Here is a 20,681-nt window from a genome sequence, read left to right on the forward strand (position 1 = left end):
GAACAAAAAGCGCATGAGGAGATCAGGGCCATGAAAGTAACCGTGAATATTGATTGCACCCCGGAAGAGGCACGGGTCTTCTTTGGTCTTCCTGATGTTCAGCCGATGCAAAAGGCGATGATGCAAGATATCGAAGACCGCATGAAAGCCAATCTGGCGGCGATGGATCCGGAAACCATGCTCAACACCTGGCTGCCGCAGGGCATTCAGAACTGGGAACAGCTTCAGAAAGCCTTCTGGGGCCAGTTCAATGCAGGCACCGGTGGCACCGGTGACAAGGATAAAGGCTAGGCAGATCCGATACCATGCGTGAACATTACTATCAGGCACATGTCTTTGTGTGCCAGAACGAACGCCCCGCGGGCCATGAACGCGGATGTTGCCAATCCAAAGGGGCCACCAAGCTTCGCAATTACATGAAGGTGCGTGCCAAGGAATTGGGCCTGCCAATGACGCGGATCAATACCGCAGGCTGCCTTGATCGCTGCGAACTGGGCCCGGTGATGGTGGTTTATCCCGAAGGCACCTGGTATCGCTACGAGACGATGGAAGACATCGAGGCGATCTTGAATGATCATCTGATCGGCGGGCAGGTCGTCGAACGATTGCAGCTTACGCCCGATCAATAGGCGAGTGAGACCAAAAAACCGGCCACGCATATATCGCTGGCCGGTTTTTTCATGCGTGCTTTCATTAAAGCCCTGTTGGTTATTTTCTGCGATATGTTGACCTTTGCCGCTGTCTGAACGATATCCTCAGGCCAAGCAAACGCGCATTCAAACTGACGGACCCAACATGATTGCCAGCCGAGAAACCATTTTTGCCCTGTCGTCCGGCGCAGGCCGCGCCGGTGTTGCCGTGATCCGGTTGTCCGGGCCACGGTCGGGTGCGGTGCTGTGTGCTTTGCTGGGTCGCGATACCATGCCCAAAGCCCGCCATGCGATCTATGCCCCGATCCGCGATCCGCAATCGGATGAGCGGCTTGATGATGCGGTGGCGATCTATTTCCAGGGCCCGGCAAGCTTTACCGGTGAAGACGTGGTTGAGCTGCATGTCCATGGCGGGCGGGCCGTGGTTGAAGGGGTGCTCGATTGCCTGTCGCGTCAGGATGGTCTGCGTGTGGCCGAACCCGGCGAATATACCAGACGTGCCTTTGAAAACGGCAAGATGGACCTGACCTCTGCCGAAGGCATCGCTGATCTGATTGATGCCGAAACCGCCGCCCAGCGCCGTCAGGCTGTGCGCCAGATGGCCGGTGAGTTGGGTACGCTCTATGAAGGCTGGCGTGCGCGCCTGATGAAGGCGCTTGCCCATATCGAGGCCGATATTGATTTCCCCGACGAAGACCTGCCAGACGGCATCGTGCCGGTGGTGCATGGCGATTTGCGCAGTGTGAATGACGCGGTCAAACGCCATCTGGCCGATAACCGCCGCGGCGAACGCCTGCGCGAAGGGTTTCAGATTGTTATCCTCGGTGCGCCCAATGCCGGTAAATCAAGCCTGCTGAACCGTCTCGCACAGCGCGATGCCGCGATTGTCTCCGAGATTGCCGGCACCACGCGCGACATGATCGAGGTCCATCTGGATCTGGGCGGCTTCCCGGTGACCATGGTCGATACCGCAGGCCTGCGCGAAAGCGGTGATGTCATCGAATCCGAAGGGGTGCGCCGCGCGACCGAGCGGGCCGAAAATGCTGATCTGCGTTTGGTGGTGATTGATCGCAATGACTGGCCGAACATCGATCCGGAGGCCGCGCGCCTGATCGATGACAAGACACTGATCCTGATCAACAAGGTCGATGCGACCGATGCCAGGGACATCCCGGCAAGCTGGCAGGGAACCTCGGCAGACGGTCAGGCGCTGGAGCTTCCCGTTTTGGCCATATCGGCCATGACCGGGCAGGGGATGGAAAGCCTCTTGCAACTGCTGGAGACTCGCGTAAAAGAGGGGCTCGATTTCGCCGGGCCCGTGCCGTTGACACGGCTGCGCCATCGGCGGGCACTTGAAAGTGCCAGCGATCATCTGGATCGCGGATTGCAGACCGATATCGCAGAATTGGCAGCAGAGGATGTACGCCTTGCTGTTCGCGAAATCGGCAAGATTACCGGACGCGTCGATGTGGAAGACTTGCTCGATATTATCTTCGGGGACTTCTGTATCGGCAAATAGAGTTAGGGAAGAGTCGTTAGACTTGAACCCTGCCAATGTTTCACGTGAAACATTCGTCACAAGCTTGACCATATATGCCTATTCGAACCAAACAAGGTTCACGCCCGCCGCGCGATAAGCAGCGGGGATTGAGTGAGGAAGTCGATGTCACAGAACGTGCCAAATAACCGTTTTGACGTGATCGTGGTGGGCGGTGGCCATGCCGGGTGTGATGCCGCAGCGGCTGCTGCGCGCATGGGGGCATCCACGGCACTGGTTACGCACCGTGCGGATCGCATCGGGGAAATGTCGTGCAACCCGGCCATCGGTGGTCTGGGCAAGGGGCATATGGTGCGCGAAGTCGATGCGCTTGACGGTGTCATGGGCCGTGCAATTGACCGTGCCGGTATTCAGTTCCGCATGCTCAATCGCTCCAAGGGGCCGGCGGTTCGTGGCCCGCGTGCGCAGGCAGATCGCAAGCTTTATCGTCAGGCAGTGCAGGATATCCTGGCCGAACAGGAAAACCTCACCATCCTGGAAGGTGGCGTTGAAGACCTGATCGTTGATGACAATAACCGGGTCAAGGGTGTCATCACTGGCGACGGGACCGAATACATGGCCGGTGCGGTGGTATTGACCACCGGCACGTTCCTTAATGGGCTTATTCACATTGGCGAGAAATCCGAACCGGCCGGTCGTATGGGCGATGCCCCGGCAACGGGCCTTTCGGACACGCTGGCAAAATATGATTTCCGATTAGGACGGCTTAAAACCGGCACGCCTGCGCGTCTGGATGGCCGGACCATCGATTGGGCCAGCTTGCAGGAACAGCCGGGCGACACCCCGCCAGAGCCGTTTTCCTTCCTGACCAAAGAAATCACCGTGCCGCAGATCCCGTGTCATTTGACCTGGACGACCGAGGCGACCCACGAAATCATTCGCGCCAATCTGGATCGCGCGCCGATGTATAGCGGCAAAATCCAAAGCAGCGGTCCGCGCTATTGCCCATCAATCGAAGACAAGGTCGTGCGCTTTGCCGAGAAAAATCAGCATCAGATTTTCCTCGAACCCGAAGGCCTTGATGACCCGACCGTCTATCCGAACGGCATTTCAACCTCGCTTCCTGAAGATGTGCAGCTCGCCATGCTGGCCACCATCCCGGGACTGGAAAAGGTCGAGATCTTCCGTCCCGGCTATGCAGTGGAATATGACTTCGTTGATCCGCGCGAGCTGCGCCATACGCTCGAAACCAAAAAGGTCGCCGGGCTGTTCTTTGCCGGTCAGATCAATGGCACGACCGGCTATGAAGAAGCCGCCGGGCAGGGGCTTGTCGCCGGTGTGAATGCCGCACTCATCGCGGGCGGTGGCGAACGTGAATTTGTTCTGGATCGCGCCGATGCCTATATCGGGGTGATGATTGATGATCTGGTCACCCTTGGCACGCGCGAGCCGTATCGCATGTTTACCTCGCGCGCCGAGTATCGCCTGATGCTGCGCGCCGATAACGCCGATCAGCGCCTGACAGATCGCGGTCTTGATATTGGCTGTGTCGCATCGACCCGTGCGCAGGTTTGGGATGCCAAGAAGGCGGCTCTGAATGCGGCCAAGGCGGAAGTCTCAGAACTGACCGAGACGCCAAATGGTCTGGCCAAGTTTGATATCCGGATCAATCAGGACGGCGTGCGCCGGTCGGCCTATGACCTTCTGGCCTATCCGGATATTGATTTCGATACCCTGACCAAAGTCTGGCCACAGCTTGGTGCGCTTGATCCGGCGATCAAGGAACAGGTGTCGATTGATGCCCAGTATAAAGGCTATCTCGATCGCCAGGCAGCGGACATCGCGGCCTTCCGCCGGGACGAGGAATTGCGTCTGCCGCGCGGTCTTGATTTCGACAAGGTCGGCGGGCTGTCGGCTGAGATCCGTCTCAAGCTAAAAGAAATCCAGCCAGAAACTATTGGGGCGGCGTCGCGGATCCCGGGGGTCACTCCGGCAGCGGTCACCGCATTGCTCGGCCATATCAAAAGCCACAAGCATCAGACCAGCGCGGTCAGCAGGACGGCCTGACCGAGTTTCGGTCATACAGTATATATAGTGTCCCTAGCGGGACGCGTCTGAGCCAATTCACAGCGCCCGGCCAAATCCACTGGCCGGGCGTTTTGTTTTTGGGCTTGCGCAGGGTAGGTCGTTAGGTGGATAAGCAAGCCCGGTTTTTTTTATGGGGTATCACAGCGTTTTGTCGAGTCGCAGGGATTATTAGCCCGGCAGGAGCGTGGAGTCGCCGTTGTGTCATTTGCCAAAGCGTGAAGTTCATCGAATCTGTGGTGTTTTCGGTCTGCGGCGATGTGTTTTGAGTGTGTGAGTGTTTCACGTGAAACATTCGATGCGTTTTTAGGGGATTTATCGCATCCGACACAGCCAAAAATGCAAAAGGACGAAAATCAAGACTGGAGTGTTTTTTTGCCTCGGCCTATAAATCAAGTATGCAGACAATTTCCACACCCGTAAAAACATGGTTTGAGCAGGATTTGAATGTTTCACGTGAAACATTGGACCGGCTCAACCAGTATGCAGACCTTGTCGTGAAGTGGCAGCCGCGCATCAATATCGTCGGCGCCAGCACGGCCGAAGACGTTTGGGGACGTCATTTACAGGACTCCGCGCAGCTTTGGCCGCATCTTCAGGATGTCGCGACCAACGGCAAGATTGTTGATTTTGGCTCGGGGGCAGGCTTCCCGGGGATCGTTTTGGCGATCCTTGGCGCCACCAACGTCACCCTGATGGAATCCAACACCAAGAAGACGGTCTTCCTGATGGAAGCCGCCCGGGTATGCGGTGTGCTGGGCCAAACTGAAATTGCCCGCGAGCGAATCGAAGCCGCCGCCCCGCGGCAGGCCGACGTGATTACAGCGCGGGCCTTTGCCCCTTTGCCGAAGCTATTGGAGTTGGGGCAGCGCCATTTGAAAGACGGTGGCCATTATGTGCTGCTGAAGGGACGTGCCTTTGAGGATGAGCTGGCGGACGCACGCGATGCCGGTTGGGCATTTGATGTAACCACGCATGCCAGTCTGGTTGATCCGGACGGTGTTGTGATGATCTTAAAAGGAGTGGGCCGGTGACGGATGTTATTGATTTGCCGCTTTCGACAAAATCAGAGGGTGTCGGGCATCGCCCGCGTATCATCGCCGTAGCCAACCAGAAGGGCGGGGTGGGCAAAACCACGACGACCATCAATCTGGCGACCGCATTGGCGGCGGTGAACCAGCGCGTGCTGATTGTCGACCTTGATCCGCAGGGCAATGCCAGCACCGGCTTGGGCCTGCGGCCGTCAGATCGCGAAATCAGTTCCTATGATGTGCTGATCAATGGAAATACCCTCGAAGAGGCGCGTAAGGAAACCAGCATTCCGCGGCTGAGCATTGTGCCGTCAGGCATGGATCTTTCGGGGGCGGAGATTGAACTGGTCGATTTCGAACGCCGCGAGACGCAGCTGAAAGAATCGCTTGGCAAACTGCCAAATGATGTTGATTACGTCCTGATCGATTGCCCGCCGTCGCTGGGTCTTTTGACCCTGAACGCGCTGGTGGCATCTGATGCGGTTCTGGTGCCGCTGCAGTGCGAGTTCTTTGCGCTTGAAGGCGTCAGCCACCTGGTGCGGACCATCAAGCGGGTCAAAAAGGCATTCAACCCGAACCTTGAGATCCAGGGCATTGTGCTCACCATGTATGACAAGCGTAACAATCTGTCAGCCCAGGTTGCCAATGATGTGCGCGACTATTTCGGGGATGTGGTCTATCGCACGGTGATTCCGCGCAATGTCCGCGTTTCCGAAGCGCCCAGCCACGGCGCACCGGTGTTGGTTTATGACATGAAGTGCCCGGGTTCACGGGCCTATTTGAATTTGGCGAGCGAAGTCCTGAAACGCGAAGGGGTGAAAGCATGAGCGAAGCAAAAAAACGCGGCTTGGGAAGGGGACTGTCTGCACTTCTGGGCGAAGAGGACGAGGATGTCGCGGTTGCCGCCAGCGGTGATGATACCGGCGAGGTCGCCCATCCGGGCCCGGGCGGAACGACGCAGCATATTGCGATTACCGATCTGAAACCGTCACCGTTTCAGCCGCGCAGCAATTTTGATGATGACGCGATTGATGATCTGGCGGCCTCGATCCGCGAAAAGGGCATCATTCAGCCGATTCTGGTGCGGGCGTCTTCAACCGGCGAAACCACCTATGAAATCATTGCCGGTGAACGTCGTTGGCGCGCAGCCCAGCGCGCACAGCTTCATGAAGTGCCAGTTCTGGTCCGCGAATTTGATGATCGCGAAACGGCCGAAATTGCCCTGATCGAAAACCTGCAGCGTCAGGATCTGTCACCGCTGGAAGAAGCCGAAGGCTATAACCGCCTGATGAGCGAGTTTTCCCACACACAGGAAGCACTTGGTCAGGCATTGGGCAAAAGCCGAAGCCACATTGCCAACAGCCTGCGCCTCCTGGGTCTGCCGGCCCCGATCAAGCAAATGCTGTCTGACAAGGTTCTGAGCTCTGGCCACGCGCGTGCGCTTTTGGGGGCTGAAAACGCGGTTGAGCTTGCCGGACAGATCGTCAAGAAGGGTTTGAATGTCCGTCAGGCTGAGAAGCTTGTGAAAACTGATGGCGGCAAGGCATCACGCCCGAAGAAGTCGTCTGGTAGCGCATCGGCCGAAAAAGACCCAGATACAGTGTCTCTGGAGCGTGACCTTAGCAATATGTTGGGGTTGGCGGTCAATATCGACTTTGACGGGGCGGCGGGTAAAATCTCGATCCGCTATGAAACGCTTGAGCAGCTTGATGACATCCTGCAGCGCCTGACCCATGGCAAGGCGACCGAGCTTGGCGATGATGATGGGGGCGAGGTCGAAACAGCGGATGGCGATGAGAACGAATTCGATTCGATGTTTATCGAAGATGACGACTCGGATGAGGGTGACGACTCCGACGAGGATGATCTGACCGCAGAGCTTGAAACGATCGCCGATGCGACCCTTCCGGAAAGCGAAGATGATGATTTCGTCATCGAAGGCCCCGAAGGTGATGAACCGATCGAAAGCGAAGAAGTCAGCGAGGACGAGCTTGACGATCTGATCGAGGAAACTGCAGGCGATACCGCAATCACGCCGGAAGATGTCGATGAAGGCGTGATCAAGGAGGTTACAGATGGCACCGGAAAAAAGCCGTAACCAAAACCAGCATGAAGGATCTTGATCGCGAAAAGATCAATCAGCTCAAGAAGCTTAAAGAGGAAGACGCGAAAGCGCGTCGGGGGTCGGTTGAGGTAAAGCGGATTCTCTAGGGCTCAATCCGGTCCTACTTTGAAAAGCTATGGTCTTTGAACAGGCATGTCGTACTGCGGCGGCATGCCTGTTTTCTTGGCGTAGGGGCGGAAATGTGCGGGGCCGAATCGGCGCGTGTGGTGGAACGGGATGTTAGGTGGGGTTAGCGCCGAACCTGTTTCTGGCGGGCAACCGCAACCTTGATCATGGCGCGATGGGCGATGGTTTCCGGGATCGCCAGACCACTTTTGCAATCCTTTTCGGCCTCTAGCAGGATTTGCAGGGCACGCTGCAGGGTGTTGACCGCCCAGTTATTCAGATTAGTGCGGAACTGATCTGCGGCCTTGAAAAACAGCGGCGGGCGAAGTGATTTCATCGCCTGGTCTGCATTGGCACCTTGAGACACCTGGCCCTTGACCAGATGCAGTTTTTGAAAATAGCTGATCATCATGCGCAGCGCGCCGACCGGGTTGAGGCCTTCTTCAACCAATCGTGTGAGCGCGGCATCAAGATTGACGACATTGCCCTGTGACACCGCCTGAATGACGTCGTCATAATGGCGCGCGGAACTGTCGCCAACACAGGCCATGGCGTCAGCCAAGGTGACCTGACCGTCCTTAAGCGCATAGAGGGCAAGTTTTTCAAGCTCGCTTCGCGAAATCATCCGGTCAGAGCCGAGATTGGCGACCAGATAGCTTGTCGCGTCGCGGTCAATGCGCAGTTTGTGTTCTTCCATGATAGAATGGATCAGGGTTTCGATATCCCGGCCACTGTCGGCATAGCAGGGCAGGGCCATGCCGTTGCCCGCCTTTTCAACCGCCTGACGCAGTTTGGAACGGGTCGGGAGGCTTCCGGCCTCAATGACAATCAAGGCATCGCCGGCAGGATCGCCAAGGAAATCGGCAATCACCGGGGCCTGTGCATCGCCGACATCGCGGAGCCGGATGACACGCCGTCCGCCGCCGAAACTCATGGCTGCGGCTTCGTCGCGCAGACGGCCGGCATCTTCTTTCAGTTGGGCGGTGCCAAGTTCAATGACGCGGAAAGGATCCTTGAGGTCCTCGACCACGGTTTTGGCCAAACGAATCGCACGTTCACGTACAAGCCCTTCGTCCTCGCCATAAATCAGAACGAGTTGCGCCTTCGCATCCGGGGCACGCAAGAAGTTTTCAACCTGTGCTGCCTTGAGCTTCATGATGCGCCTTGTGGTTCCTTGGGTATGGTGTTCGAATAGAGCGACGAATATGGGCGGTGTTATTGCGAGCGCAGGCCGATGGCGACCTGGTTGGCCAATTGCTGAGCGAGATTGCGTGCTGCGTCGCGACGAGCCGAGTCCTCAGCCTCTATGCTGGCAAAGTCCGATTCGACGATGTTGTAGCTGGTACGGGCGCGAACGGTTCCTTCGCGCAATACCTTTGAATCAGATCTGCGAACGAGTTGATAGTTTGCTCTGATAAGGTAATCCGCAATCGTCGCTTCATTGTCCTTGGTAAAGCCTTGCTCACTAGTGGATTCGGTCAAAGTAACGCTCAGATCATAAAGCGGGTTTGTGCTTTGACCGCGCGGCGTGAGGGTTTCAAGCAGGGCATTACGGGTCAGCTGTCCAACGCGATCATTGATCAGCGCGACATTGACGCGCGCCATGCTGGCTGCAGTGTTGTAATCGTCGCCAGCTGTGGCATAGAGCGGGCGAAATCCGCAGGCACTGAGTGTTGTCAGGGCCAAAATTGCCACAATTGGAAAAACCGCGCGCAAAGTCATTCAATTAGACCTTCTTTATCTTTGGTGTCGGATCTCTTGAACGGATAATGATCAATCCGTCCCTGGCGCCACAATAGTTCGGTTCCGATAAAAGGGCAAAACAGAGTTAGGTCGTTCAGGAAAGAAAGGTAGAGCTCAGCATCATCTGGTGCCTGCTGAACCTTTCTGAACTGTTTCCGCAATTCGGCAATTGCCAGATTGTTCTTACTGTTTTTCAGGGCGTCCTTCACAGGGGGGGTGTGCGTTGTGCATTCCAGAGCCAAGCTTCGGTGCGCCGGAAGCAATGCACAACCGCGCCAGACCTCGCGCAGCCATCGCCAATGTCCGATCAGACCGCTTTGGGTCAGATGCAACGGGCGATGGATTGGAACATCAGCCAGCAATGCGAGTGCGACGATATCAAGTCCAGCCTCCTCGCAAAGTTCATTGCTGCTCTCTGACAGTCCGTCTGTGCTGACCTTTGCCGGATGATCGGGAATCGGGGCTGACCTCTCCTGACCCTTTAGCGCTCTTCGCATGAGTGAGCGGTAAAGTGTTGCCCGAAGTCCGGTCAGATCGCCCATTAATGCTTCAAATATTTCAGAGCGCTCGGGGCATACAAGAAACCCCCAGTCGCGTTTCAGCGAGTGGGGGTTGTATTCCGGCGATATATAAAGCGTGTCTTGCGACATTACCCTTATTCAGAATTCGCGCTGTCAATGCGCAGCTGACGGGCGCGGGTCAGAATGGCGTCTTCCATAGAGGTTACTGTTCCCGGCTCAACAACGGCATCCTGCCACTGGTTGGGACCGACGCTGACCTGGCGGAAGACGGATACCTTGATGGCATCAGAACGTAGGGATGTTCCGAGGATATACGTCGTCAACTTGAAGCGTTCGTCTGGCGACTCTGGCGGTGTGTACCAGTCAGTGATGATAACACCACCGAACGGATCCGCAGAGTTGAGCGGCATAAAGGAAAGTGTATCGAGCGAGGCGCGCCACAGGAAGCTGTTAACACCGATGCCAGAGCCGCCACCTTGCTGTGCGTCGTCTCCGCCAAAGATGTTGAGGCCTTCGGAACCAAACAAACCGCCGCGTTCTTTTTCCTGGGCGCGGGTCATTGCCTGTCCATTGATACGTTCATCGGTATTTGCTGATCCAGGGAACTGATCATAATCAACTGTACCATAAGAGCAGCCTGCAAGAATGAGAGCTGTACCCATTCCGATGACCAGCGATTTGAACGAAGAAAAGGTTAGCATTTCCTGCCCTTAAGACAATTGTATTCAACAAGCACACCGAATTTTCAGCGAATATAGGGTGGAATTCGCAGATGAGCAAAGAAAACCAGTGTGTTTTTTTTGCCACACCATTTGATCAATGTGCCATTTTGGTCACAGCTTTGGTTGACGTGGGCACGATTTGATGGCTCCATCCTCCTCGAACCGGGCGGCATAAGCTGTCCAAATATTTGTATTGCGTAAAACGCATTCAAAGACGTTGAGGGAAAAGATGAAAAAGATTCTGGTAGCTTCCAGCGCACTCGTCGCTGTTGGTTTCGCAGGCGCAGCTCAGGCTTCTGAGCCGATCAGCCTGTCCGTAGGCGGTTACATGGAACAGTGGGCCGGTATTGCCGATCAGGAAGACCGTTTCGAGTCCCGTAATGCTTTCCAGTCCGACACCGAAGTTCACTTCTCCGGTTCGACCACGCTGGACAACGGCATCGAAGTTGGTGCGAAAATCGAACTCGAAGGTGAAGGCGGCAACGCAGGCACCATGATTGACGAACAGTACCTGTACGTTAACGGTGGCTTCGGTCAGGTTAAACTTGGTGCTGAAGATGGCGCAGCAGCTGACATGGGCGTAACTGCTCCGTCCGTTGGTCCGGTTGGCGCAAACGATGGCGACCTCGGCAACTGGGTAGCAACCAATGCTATTCCGGACACCGTTCCGGCTGGTGGCGACTCCAAGCGTCTGACCTACTACACCCCGGTTCTCGGTGGTTTCCGTGCAGGTCTCTCCTACGCTGACGACGACTCCTCGGAAAACAACGACACCGTAACCACCGGCGACAGCCGCGTTTCTGGTGGTATCGAGTACAAAGGCGACTTCGACGGTGTTTCCGTTGCTGTTTCCCTTGTTGGTGAAAGCATGGGCGAAGGCGAATGGTACGGCGTTGGCGCAAACGTAGGCTTCGGCGCATTCACCGTTGGCGCTTCTGTTTCTGAAACCGACGGCGAATTCGGTCAGGGTGAGCCGCAGCCGGGTGCTAATAAATTCGAAGACACCACTGACTTCGATATCGGCGTTTCCTATGCAATGGACGCAGCTTCTGTCTCCCTTACCTATGCTTACGGTGAAGCAGACGACAACGCTGCTCAGTCTGGTGTTAACGAAATCAACACCGTTGATCTCGGCCTTGCTTACACCCTCGGTGCTGGCGTGACCTGGAAGTCTTCTGTCTTCTGGTTCGACGATCAGGGTGAAGACGCAGGCAACGCAGACGACAACGAAGGCTACGGTGCCGTTACCGGTCTCGTACTGTCCTTCTAATCCTTTCTGGATTAGTCGAAGAATTGAAGGGGGTGGATTTTCCACCCCCTTCTTTTTTTGTCTTTGTTTTCGGTCGCCAGTACTAATGTCACGCGCGTTTTGTATAACTTGCATGCAGGTAGCTGCAACACCTCACCAACTAGAAAAACCCAGTTTGGCGATACCGATAAGCAGGCGTTGTACTGACTTACTGCCTTCAAAGATATTCTTGATCCAATTTTCCTACAGGCACAATTTCTGTCAGTTCCCCGGAATCCAATTAGATTAAATTGCAGTCAGGGCTTCACAGGGTAGATAGGCAAAAGCCTGTCGACAGCAAGCATTTTCAAGCAATTAAATGACCAATAGATATTTATATGGGATAGAGAGTATCTCAGTTTAGTGATCTCCATTATAACAACCGTGTTCATATGCCTAAAAATAGCTATCGCACTTATATGTGTGTGACAAAAATACAACGGTTTGCCATATAAATGACCAGCGGTCTGTTATCATAATTGACCAATAGTCATTATAATGGCTTTATCACCCTCGACAGAACGAAGGGCCGTCCGGTTCAAATCCCTTCGTCCCGAAACGTCATTCTATTGAGGGTTATGATGAAAAAGATTCTTTTTGCTAGCAGCGCACTCGTCGCTGTAGCCGCTGCAGGCACCGCACAGGCTTCCGAGCCGATCAAACTTTCGGTCGGTGGTTACATGGAACAGTGGGCTGGTGTTGCTGACCAAGATGTTGGCGAATCCAAAAATGCGTTCCAGTCTGACACCGAAGTTCACTTCTCCGGTTCGACCACACTCGATAACGGTATCGAAGTTGGTGCAAAAATCGAACTCGAAGGCGAGACCTCGTCTGACCAAATCGATGAACAGTACCTTTATGTCAGCGGCGGCTTTGGCCAGGTTCGCCTCGGCAAAGACGACAGCGCGGCTGACTCGATGGGCTTCACCGCCCCGTCTGTTGGCCCGGTCGGTGTGAACGACGGCGACCTGACCAACTGGGTTGACGCATACCTGATTGATACCGTTCCGTCGAGCGGCGACCAGAAACGCGTTACCTACTACACCCCGAGCATCAGTGGCTTCCAGGTTGGTGTTTCCTACGCAGATGACAGCGGTTCGAACAATAACGACACCGCGACCGATGGCGATAACATCCTTTCGGCCGGTATCAACTATCAGGGCGAATTCGATGGAGTTTCGCTTGGTCTCTCCGCAACTGGCGAAAATCAGGGCGAAGGTAACTGGTACGGTCTCGGTGCAACCGTTGGATTTGGCAACTTCGTTGTTGGTACCTCCTGGGGTCACATCGAAGACGATTATGCACAGGGTGAGAACTCCGTCACTGCTGACGACACCGACGCATTTGACGTAGGCGTTTCCTATGCGATGGATGCAGCAACTGTTTCCCTGACCTATGGTTATGCTGAATACGGCAACCGCACCGTTGGTTCCACCACCACCGAAGGTGAAATCAGCACGGTTGACCTTGGCATGTCCTATGCTCTGGGTGCAGGTGTTGCCTGGAAATCGTCGATCTTCTGGTTCGATGATGAGTCTGACAGCGCAGCAGTTGCCGACAATGACGGCTACGGTGCCGTTACCGGTCTTGCGCTTACCTTCTAATTCTTCGGAATTATGCAAGGCTTTGAAAGGGTGGCTTCGGCCGCCCTTTCTTTTTGCCTATTTCCCAATTAGGCCTGTTTCGCAGGAAAGTGCTCAGCTGCCGATCAGGCTTGGGCGAAGTCTTGAGATATTAGGTGGCAGATCTCGGGAATATCCGCTTCCAACCGCGCGACACATGGCACGGGTGCATTTGTGACCAACGATTGCGCCAATGAAGCATCACCCTTTTCCGGAATGTCGGGAAGTGCGGTGATTGGCAGCTCGAGGCTTCCCATACAGCCGATTTTGCCATCCACCGTTGCGCGAAGCTTGGCCAAACCACAGGGCGCGCTGCAGTGTGGTCCCTCGAAACTACTCTGCCAGGTGCGCAGGTTTTTGTGTCGACCTTGCAAAGTCTTGGCGTCGGCAGAGGTGTAAATGCCGATCCCCGGTGTTTGAAACAGCTTGGAGATATGGGCGGGGCCGCTGTCGGCAACGATAAGATAGTCCTGCTGCCCAACGAACTTGATCAGGTTCCCAATTGTCTTGAAGCCATCAACAACCCGGATGCTATTGCCGGAAAAGGGACCGAGTGCTGCTTTGTAGGCCTTCATCACACCTTGATAGGCGTTGAGCACGATGGTGATGTCGCAGTCTTGTTTGGCCAACATCGCGGCAATTTCGCTGACCAGTTTGGGCGGCAAGGTGCGGAGCGGTGAGGAGGCCATTGGGACGATGCCGATCTTGAGCCCGGTTCCGGTTGGGGCTTGCCGTTCTTCAAGTGGCACGGGCGGGATGCCAAAGGCCTCGCAGAGCGCCTCTTCCGGATTGACCGGCATGGTGGCGATATCGCGCCAACCTTCCATTTCACTGAGATCGATCACGTGAGCGAAGCTTTTCAGCCGTGTCGCTGAGACAAAAAGCTGGAAAACCTCGATATCCGGGACAAGCGCGAAGATATCCGATGCGCTACCGCTGTTAAGAACGCCGATGCGGATATGGGCAAAACGCTGTTTGAGCGCGCGGAAAAACAGCGCCATGCCGACACAATCGCCGAGTGCATCGTCAGGGATCAGAAACAGAACTGATTTGTTAGAGAAATCGTGCTCCCCCCAACCATCGCGCGGCAGAACCTGAAACCGGTAACTGTCAGACTTGATTTTGACACCGGGAGCAGTTGCCAAAACCTGACGACGCAGTAAGGACGTCGCGCGAGTGAAATAGATTGGGCTGTTATCTGATGCCTGGGTCAGGTCAGCGCTGACATTGGGCAGGCCAAATTGAAAAGGCTGCCTGGAAGCAAAACGGGTAAAAGTCTTGCGTGATGGGTGCGGGGCCCGGGACATTTTGCGGGAGAACTCCGGTCAACGGGATGGCGGGTGGCTGGCAACAGAAAACCCGATCCCGGCCACCGAGGCAAGGGCGGAATTCCGCAGATTTTCGATTGTTTGCGCGTTGATTCCGCCAAGTCCGATCGGGGTCATGTTGGCTTTTTGGCACATGCGGGTCATTTCGTTGGTGTCGGCGAGCGACATCGGCGCGGCACCGGGGTGGCTTTGGGTTGGGAAGATCGGCGAGATCAGCACGCCATCGGGGCGAACCGGTTCTGGGAGCAGAGTGAGTTGACGCAGTGTTTGCATGGAATGGCAAGCTGAGGTGCGCAGGAAATCTTGCGGGATTCGGCGATAGATGCCCGGATCGGTCAGGGCGCGGTATTCGGGAAAATGCACGCCATCGGCATCAAGCCTCAGTGCCAGCGCCACGTCATTGGCGACCAGAAAGGGCATGCCCTTTGCGTGGCATATGGTGCGGAGCTTCGCGCCAAGTTTTGCCCGCTGCGGATGATCGTAATGTCGAAAAATTACCATGCTGTCGCGGGGCAAGCTGCGGATGGCGGCTTCGGGGTCGGGGAGCCTTTGATCATCGGTCATCAGGACAATCGGCGGAATCGGGCAGTTCGGGCCGCCATTGCGCGCGTTTAGCCTGCGTGCCTGCTTTAACAGGGCCTTATCCATTGATACACTCCCGATTTGGCGGCTATACCTGCCGTACCTGAGCCCGTCACCGATGAAGGACCACCCTCCATGAGCAGTCATGATCTGTCATCTGACAAAACCGATGTTGCCGCCAACCTTGCCGAAATCCAGAGCAATATCAATACGGCATGTAAGGCGTCCGATCGTGATCCAAAGGATGTGACGCTGGTCTGTGTCAGCAAGAACCACGATGCCGATCATGTGCGCAAGGCACTTGTGGATGGCCGGCGGGTGTTTGGAGAAAACCGGGTGCAGGAAGCCGCCGGAAAATGGCCGGGATTGCGCGCCGAATTCCCCGATATCGAGCTGCACCTGATCGGGCCGCTTCAAACCAACAAGGTCAAGGATGCGGTGGCCCTGTTTGACGTGATCGAAACGGTGGATCGCCCGAAACTGGCCAAGGCGCTCGCCAAGCATCGTGACAAAACCGGCACCTGCCCGGATCTGTTCATTCAGATCAATACCGGCGAGGAAGAGCAAAAGGCTGGGATCGCGCCAAATGATGCTGATGACTTCATCAAGATGTGTCGCGAAGAGCTTGATCTTCCGATCATCGGCCTGATGTGCATTCCGCCAGTTGATGAGGAACCAGCCCCGCATTTCACCCTGCTTGGCAAGATCGCCGATCGGCATGGCTTGAAAATCAAAAGCATGGGGATGAGCGGTGACTACCAGGCCGCAATCCGGTTTGGTGCGACCCATGTGCGGGTTGGGACCGCTATTTTTGGGTCCCGAGGCTATTGATTGGCTATAAAAGCCAAATTATTGGGTATTTAATTCGGTTTCGAGGCAAAAATCTGCAAAACAGGCTGTTTTTGAGCTGTTTGCATGTATTTGGCGTCAATTGATGCCGTATTTGCTTTCCTGTGGATAATCAGGACAAGGACATAGACGCAACACCAGCCAATTTGTGACAAAAAAATCCCGCGTCAGCGGGATTTTCTTTTGTTGGACCTTAAAACCATCGTCCGATCAAGGGATTAGCTTGTATCCGCCGGGTTCGGTAATCAGGATCGCGGCGTTGGACGGATCTTTTTCGATTTTCTGGCGCAGGCGATACACGTGGGTTTCAAGCGTGTGGGTGGTAACACCGGCGTTATAGCCCCAAACTTCATCAAGCAGGGTTTCGCGGCTGACCGGTTTGTCGCCCGCCCGGAACAGGAATTTCAGAATCGAGGTTTCCTTTTCCGTCAGACGGACTTTTTTCTCGGTTGCGGTTTCAATCAGGATCTTGGCACTGGGCTGGAAGCTATAGGGGCCGATGACAAAGACCGCGTCTTCGCTTTGTTCGTGCTGGCGAATATGGGCGCGAATACGGGCCAAAAGCACGTTCAGGCGGAATGGCTTGGTAACATAATCATTGGCGCCCGATTCAAGACCAAGGATGGTGTCAGAGTCACTATCGGCCCCGGTCAGCATGATGATCGGGGATTTGACATTGGCGCGCCGCATCAGTTTGCAGACATCGCGTCCATCCATATCGGGCAGGCCGACATCCAGCAGGATCACATCAAAATAAGTATCCTTGGCAAGATCGAGGGCTTCCTTGCCACTGTTGGCAACGATGCATTCGAAGTCCTCATGAAGTCTGAGCTGTTCTGTCAAAGACTGGCTGAGTGCTGCGTCATCCTCAACCACCAGAACCTGTTTACCTGTCGACATTCACCATCCCTTGCTGCTTGTCAGATCCTTCTGCAAATTCCGGATCTGTGCCTGATCTTGATTTTACCGGCTTGTTTTTGTGGCGATTTCGGGTCCGGCCCGCCATATATGAATTAAGTATCCAGAGCCAAACCATAGGATCAGCATCATAGGGTCAGGACCTGTGAATTTGGTTCGAATGGTCGCTCAGCTTTGTGCGGATACGCGGAGCAAAACCGACGGAAGATGTTCATCTTTCAAGGTTTTGCGACAAAGTAGGCCGTGTAAAGCTGAGCGATCCGAAGGACAGAGTTTATATTTGCGAACTCCCATGTCAAACCCCTTGAGCGGGATGCCGACCCGCCCTGCGGGATTTTCCTCGGATTTCACAAATATAAGCTCTGCCATTCAAATCTAATTAACAGGTCCTGACCCTGAGGTGTATTTTCAAGAACAAACTGTTTTCGCTTTGGTCCTTTAACTCCTGACCCAACCGGATTAGGTAGTAGGGGAGATTTGTCTGCAAGGGCGTGTCGTAAAATCTTGAAAGATGCGCCTCTTCCTGCGATTTTGCGCATCACCGACCAAGCAGTCTCGCACCACCTGATGCGCTTATATGAATTAAACCGGGTCTTTATCCAGCCCCATAGCCACCGGATCGCGATGTTGTGATCACAAAGACAAGATGCCGATGACCCAAAGCTCCGCCGTGACGGCCCAAAATGACAGCAATCTGATCCCGGCAACCGATCTGGTGACGGTTTCGCGCGCCGTGGCAGATTTGCGCCGCGGCGAGATCGTTCTGGTCCAGGGCCACGAAAACGGCGAAGCCCATAATGTTGCGGTGATTGCGGCCGAGCCGTTGTCTCAGCATGGTCTGGAACGTCTTTGTGAAATTGCAGGAAATGATACGGCGCCTGCGATTGTGCTGCCGCGTGTGCGGGCCAAATCGCTTGGTCAGACGGCCAAGGATGATCCGTTTGTTGCCTTTGTCTGCGGGGCGCAATCCAATATTGATGCTGATCGTCTGGGTGAAATTGCCAATCCGTTGCTTGATCTTGATGCGCTGCCCGAGGGCGAATGGCGACCGATCAGTATGGCGGAAAATGCCGCCATTCGTTTGGCCAAACTCGCGCGCCTGTTGCCCGCCGTTGTGACCGTGCCGGTCAGCGCCGATCAGCTTGAAACCCTGGCACGATCGCAGAACCTGTTGGTTTTGCAGTCCGAAAGCATCAATGGCTATGAAAATGCCTCGGCCGCATCCTTGCGCCAGGTCAGCGAAGCACGTGTGCCGCTTGAAGATGCGGAAAACGTTACCGTCATTGCGTTTCGCCCCGAAGATGGCGGGCAGGAACATCTGGCAATCGTCATTGATGAACCGGCCAAGGACAAACCGGTTCTGATCCGCCTGCATTCGGAATGCTTTACCGGGGATCTGATCGGGTCGCTGCGCTGTGACTGCGGACCGCAGCTGCGCGGCGCCATTTCCGAAATCGCCAAAAGCGGGCAGGGCGGCATCGTGCTTTATCTGCGTCAGGAAGGGCGCGGTATCGGCCTTGTGAATAAGCTGCGCGCCTATGCCCTTCAGGATCGCGGGTTTGATACCCTTGATGCCAACGAGGAGCTTGGCTTTGATGCCGATGAACGGGTCTATCGCCCGGCGGCGGAAATGCTGCGTCAGTTGGGCTTTGAAAGCGTGCGCTTGCTGACCAATAATCCTGAAAAACTCACCGGACTTGAAAGCTGGGGCGTGACGGTATCGGAACGTGTGCCGCACAAATTCCCGTCCAATGGTCACAATGAGTTTTATCTGCAGACCAAGAAGGAACGGGCCGGTCACCTGTTCTAAGTTTCTTTGATCTGGGTGGGATGGCCTGCACATAACGATCTCATCTGCGCATGGTTCACGCGCCTGAAGTACGCTTAAGCGCCAGTGCCCGCCGAACCCATCATTTTCGCCACATCCCGTACAGTTTGAATTCCGCCTCGTTTAAATGTGCCGATGTTACCCGGCAGAAGATTCCGACAGGCAGATCCGGCGAAATTCCTTCCCACTAAAACCAATATATTTCAATGCGTTAGTTAACACTAAAACTGGCACTCCTTTTGCAAATCAGGTGGCAAGAGGAGGACAGACATGTCGATTGGTGAGAATTGGCGGCAAATTTCGCCCGGTACCATAACCGGTGGCGCAGGTGGCACAGGTGGGGTAGCAGACAGCAAGTTTGCCCAATCCAATGCGGCCGACCAGTTGTCAGGTAACGGCGAAGGCCGGACATTTTCGCAATACATGTTTGGTGAAGACGGCTTTGAGTTCACCGATGTCCTCGATGTGATCAATCCCTTGCAGCATATTCCCGGTGTCGGGATGATTTATCGATCACTGACGGGTGACGAGATCGGCAATGGCGCGCGCGTGGCGGGCGGCGGCCTGTTTGGCGGGGTATTTGGCCTTGCCGGGGCAGCGATTGATGCCGTGGTCGATGCGGTGACTGGCGATGATACCGGCAGTCACGTCATGGCCTTTGTCGAGGACAGCTTTGGCGGTAGTGGCATTGATGATGGCACGGCTGTGGCGGATGCAACGGATGCGACGGGTACAACCAATAACCCGCAGAACTCCATGGCGCAAAACGGGGCTTATCAGGGCGATCTGGTTCTGCCCTGGATGAGCGGATATCAGGCCCAGCAAAGCGTAAGTGCTGCCGAACAGGCCACCATCGTGCAATCGGCCCCGACCGCACCAGTGGATCAGACCGTTCTGGCGTCTGCAGATGCGACCGGTGGATTGGCGGTCAAGGCATCTGATCTGAACGTACCGTGGGCACAGGGCATGCAGGCCGCACAAGCAGCACCATCGCCCCAAAGCCCGGTAAACCCTGCATCCGTGAACTCTGCACCAGCTGAAGCAGAAATTGCTTCTGCACCAACGCCACCAACAACCGATCCGGCGGAACTGACCGTTGCCATGGCCTCGGCCGGAACCGCAAACCCGGCTTCGTCACTGGCGCAGACCATATCTTCAAGCTCCACGGCGAATGAACCGGTGCGTCGTCCGATGGCCAAAGATGCCGATACCGTCTGGGCCCGCGCGGCAAGCAGCGGTCGGCTTAGCCGCCAGACCAACCACTTTGCGATTTCTGCTGAAATGGCGGCCCATGAAACCAAATATGCAAAAATTAATGCCGTGAAGGCCGAGACTGCAGAACGCGAAGCCTCGAAAATCCAGACCACCGCCGCGGATGGCACCCCGCTTTCAGCCGCTGAAATGGCGGCGCGCTTTAATGCCGCTCTTGGCCGGGACAAGGCACAAACAATGGCCGCTGATGCCGTTGCCAGCAGCAATCCGGTTGCAGACGATGGCCAGATGACCGCGCGCGAAACGGCACGCAGCACAGAAAACGGTTCTGCCGCCGTGGCAAATGCGTCGGCATCTGATGATCCGGCCAACCATCCCCTGTTGCAGCAGGCGTCCAGCAACATGAACGGTGATGCGCCGGTAGGTGCATGGTTCAGTCAGACCATGATGGATGGCCTGAAGAAATATCAGGCAATGCAGCAGAACAACCCGGCACAGCCTGGAAATTCAATCTGATAGCGTACGTTTCGATATAGAAATAAAAAGCCCGCCTGGTTTCAACCGGCGGGCTTAT

General features: G+C 55.4%; 19 protein-coding genes. 12 read left to right on the forward strand and 7 right to left on the reverse strand.

The window, feature by feature from the left end; all coding sequences use genetic code 11:
* Nucleotides 1-30: 30 nt before the first annotated feature.
* From HED22_RS05505 to HED22_RS05535, 7 genes are all read left to right on the forward strand, one after another.
* The gene (locus tag HED22_RS05505; protein WP_167719954.1) at nucleotides 31-291 is read left to right on the forward strand and encodes a DUF6489 family protein; all 261 of its coding nucleotides are present in this window, start codon (nucleotides 31-33) and stop codon (nucleotides 289-291) included.
* A gap of 14 nt (nucleotides 292-305) precedes the next feature.
* The gene (locus HED22_RS05510; protein WP_167719956.1) at nucleotides 306-629 is read left to right on the forward strand and encodes a ferredoxin; all 324 of its coding nucleotides are present in this window, start codon (nucleotides 306-308) and stop codon (nucleotides 627-629) included.
* Nucleotides 630-795: 166 nt separating this feature from the next.
* Nucleotides 796-2,169, forward strand: coding sequence for a tRNA uridine-5-carboxymethylaminomethyl(34) synthesis GTPase MnmE (gene mnmE / locus HED22_RS05515; protein WP_167719958.1), 1,374 nt, complete (start codon nucleotides 796-798; stop codon nucleotides 2,167-2,169).
* A 144-nt stretch (nucleotides 2,170-2,313) separates the two neighbouring features.
* Nucleotides 2,314-4,215, forward strand: a complete 1,902-nt coding sequence (mnmG, locus tag HED22_RS05520; protein ID WP_167719960.1) for a tRNA uridine-5-carboxymethylaminomethyl(34) synthesis enzyme MnmG — start codon at nucleotides 2,314-2,316, stop codon at nucleotides 4,213-4,215.
* A gap of 416 nt (nucleotides 4,216-4,631) precedes the next feature.
* On the forward strand, nucleotides 4,632-5,267 hold the full coding sequence (rsmG, locus tag HED22_RS05525; protein WP_167719962.1) for a 16S rRNA (guanine(527)-N(7))-methyltransferase RsmG: 636 nt from the start codon (nucleotides 4,632-4,634) through the stop codon (nucleotides 5,265-5,267).
* On the forward strand, nucleotides 5,264-6,091 hold the full coding sequence (locus HED22_RS05530) for an AAA family ATPase (RefSeq protein WP_167719964.1): 828 nt from the start codon (nucleotides 5,264-5,266) through the stop codon (nucleotides 6,089-6,091). Before rsmG ends, HED22_RS05530 begins: the two co-directional genes overlap by 4 nt.
* Nucleotides 6,088-7,362 (forward strand): ParB/RepB/Spo0J family partition protein, encoded by a 1,275-nt coding sequence (locus tag HED22_RS05535; protein ID WP_167719966.1) that lies wholly within the window; start codon nucleotides 6,088-6,090, stop codon nucleotides 7,360-7,362. Before HED22_RS05530 ends, HED22_RS05535 begins: the two co-directional genes overlap by 4 nt.
* Before the next feature lie 256 nt (nucleotides 7,363-7,618).
* Here the strand turns inward: HED22_RS05535 and holA are convergent, their stop codons facing one another.
* Genes holA through HED22_RS05555 form a run of 4 tightly spaced genes read right to left on the reverse strand, consistent with a single transcriptional unit; the run spans nucleotide 7,619 to nucleotide 10,459 of the window.
* Nucleotides 7,619-8,650 (reverse strand): DNA polymerase III subunit delta, encoded by a 1,032-nt coding sequence (holA, locus tag HED22_RS05540; protein WP_167719968.1) that lies wholly within the window; start codon nucleotides 8,648-8,650, stop codon nucleotides 7,619-7,621.
* A 59-nt stretch (nucleotides 8,651-8,709) separates the two neighbouring features.
* Complete coding sequence (lptE, locus tag HED22_RS05545) at nucleotides 8,710-9,216, reverse strand: LPS assembly lipoprotein LptE (protein ID WP_167719970.1); 507 nt, start codon at nucleotides 9,214-9,216, stop codon at nucleotides 8,710-8,712.
* Nucleotides 9,213-9,887, reverse strand: a complete 675-nt coding sequence (locus tag HED22_RS05550) for a hypothetical protein (RefSeq protein WP_167719972.1) — start codon at nucleotides 9,885-9,887, stop codon at nucleotides 9,213-9,215. Before HED22_RS05550 ends, lptE begins: the two co-directional genes overlap by 4 nt.
* Nucleotides 9,888-9,892: 5 nt before the next feature.
* On the reverse strand, nucleotides 9,893-10,459 hold the full coding sequence (locus tag HED22_RS05555) for a DUF3576 domain-containing protein (RefSeq protein WP_254869795.1): 567 nt from the start codon (nucleotides 10,457-10,459) through the stop codon (nucleotides 9,893-9,895).
* 250 nt (nucleotides 10,460-10,709) lie between these two features.
* Here HED22_RS05555 and HED22_RS05560 point away from each other — a divergent pair, with 250 nt between their 5' ends.
* Both HED22_RS05560 and HED22_RS05565 read left to right on the forward strand, forming a co-directional pair.
* Nucleotides 10,710-11,750 (forward strand): porin, encoded by a 1,041-nt coding sequence (locus HED22_RS05560; RefSeq protein WP_167719974.1) that lies wholly within the window; start codon nucleotides 10,710-10,712, stop codon nucleotides 11,748-11,750.
* A 599-nt stretch (nucleotides 11,751-12,349) separates the two neighbouring features.
* Nucleotides 12,350-13,372, forward strand: a complete 1,023-nt coding sequence (locus HED22_RS05565; protein WP_167719977.1) for a porin — start codon at nucleotides 12,350-12,352, stop codon at nucleotides 13,370-13,372.
* A gap of 104 nt (nucleotides 13,373-13,476) precedes the next feature.
* Here the strand turns inward: HED22_RS05565 and HED22_RS05570 are convergent, their stop codons facing one another.
* Nucleotides 13,477-14,391, reverse strand: coding sequence for a glycosyltransferase family 9 protein (locus tag HED22_RS05570; protein WP_254869796.1), 915 nt, complete (start codon nucleotides 14,389-14,391; stop codon nucleotides 13,477-13,479).
* Between the two features lie 324 nt (nucleotides 14,392-14,715).
* Entirely contained in the window at nucleotides 14,716-15,366 is a 651-nt protein-coding gene (locus HED22_RS05575; protein ID WP_167719981.1) for a thiamine phosphate synthase, read from the reverse strand.
* Between the two features lie 69 nt (nucleotides 15,367-15,435).
* Between HED22_RS05575 and HED22_RS05580 the strand changes: the two genes are divergently transcribed.
* Entirely contained in the window at nucleotides 15,436-16,131 is a 696-nt protein-coding gene (locus HED22_RS05580; RefSeq protein WP_167719984.1) for a YggS family pyridoxal phosphate-dependent enzyme, read from the forward strand.
* A 228-nt stretch (nucleotides 16,132-16,359) separates the two neighbouring features.
* Here HED22_RS05580 and HED22_RS05585 read toward each other — a convergent pair whose 3' ends face one another.
* Nucleotides 16,360-17,049, reverse strand: a complete 690-nt coding sequence (locus HED22_RS05585; RefSeq protein WP_167719986.1) for a response regulator transcription factor — start codon at nucleotides 17,047-17,049, stop codon at nucleotides 16,360-16,362.
* A gap of 670 nt (nucleotides 17,050-17,719) precedes the next feature.
* Between HED22_RS05585 and ribA the strand changes: the two genes are divergently transcribed.
* Nucleotides 17,720-18,877 (forward strand): GTP cyclohydrolase II, encoded by a 1,158-nt coding sequence (gene ribA / locus HED22_RS05590; RefSeq protein WP_167719988.1) that lies wholly within the window; start codon nucleotides 17,720-17,722, stop codon nucleotides 18,875-18,877.
* A 288-nt stretch (nucleotides 18,878-19,165) separates the two neighbouring features.
* Entirely contained in the window at nucleotides 19,166-20,623 is a 1,458-nt protein-coding gene (locus tag HED22_RS05595) for a hypothetical protein (RefSeq protein ID WP_167719990.1), read from the forward strand.
* Nucleotides 20,624-20,681 lie beyond the last annotated feature (58 nt).

Source organism: Thalassospira sp. HF15 (assembly GCF_011806525.1).
Lineage (GTDB): Bacteria > Pseudomonadota > Alphaproteobacteria > Rhodospirillales > Thalassospiraceae > Thalassospira.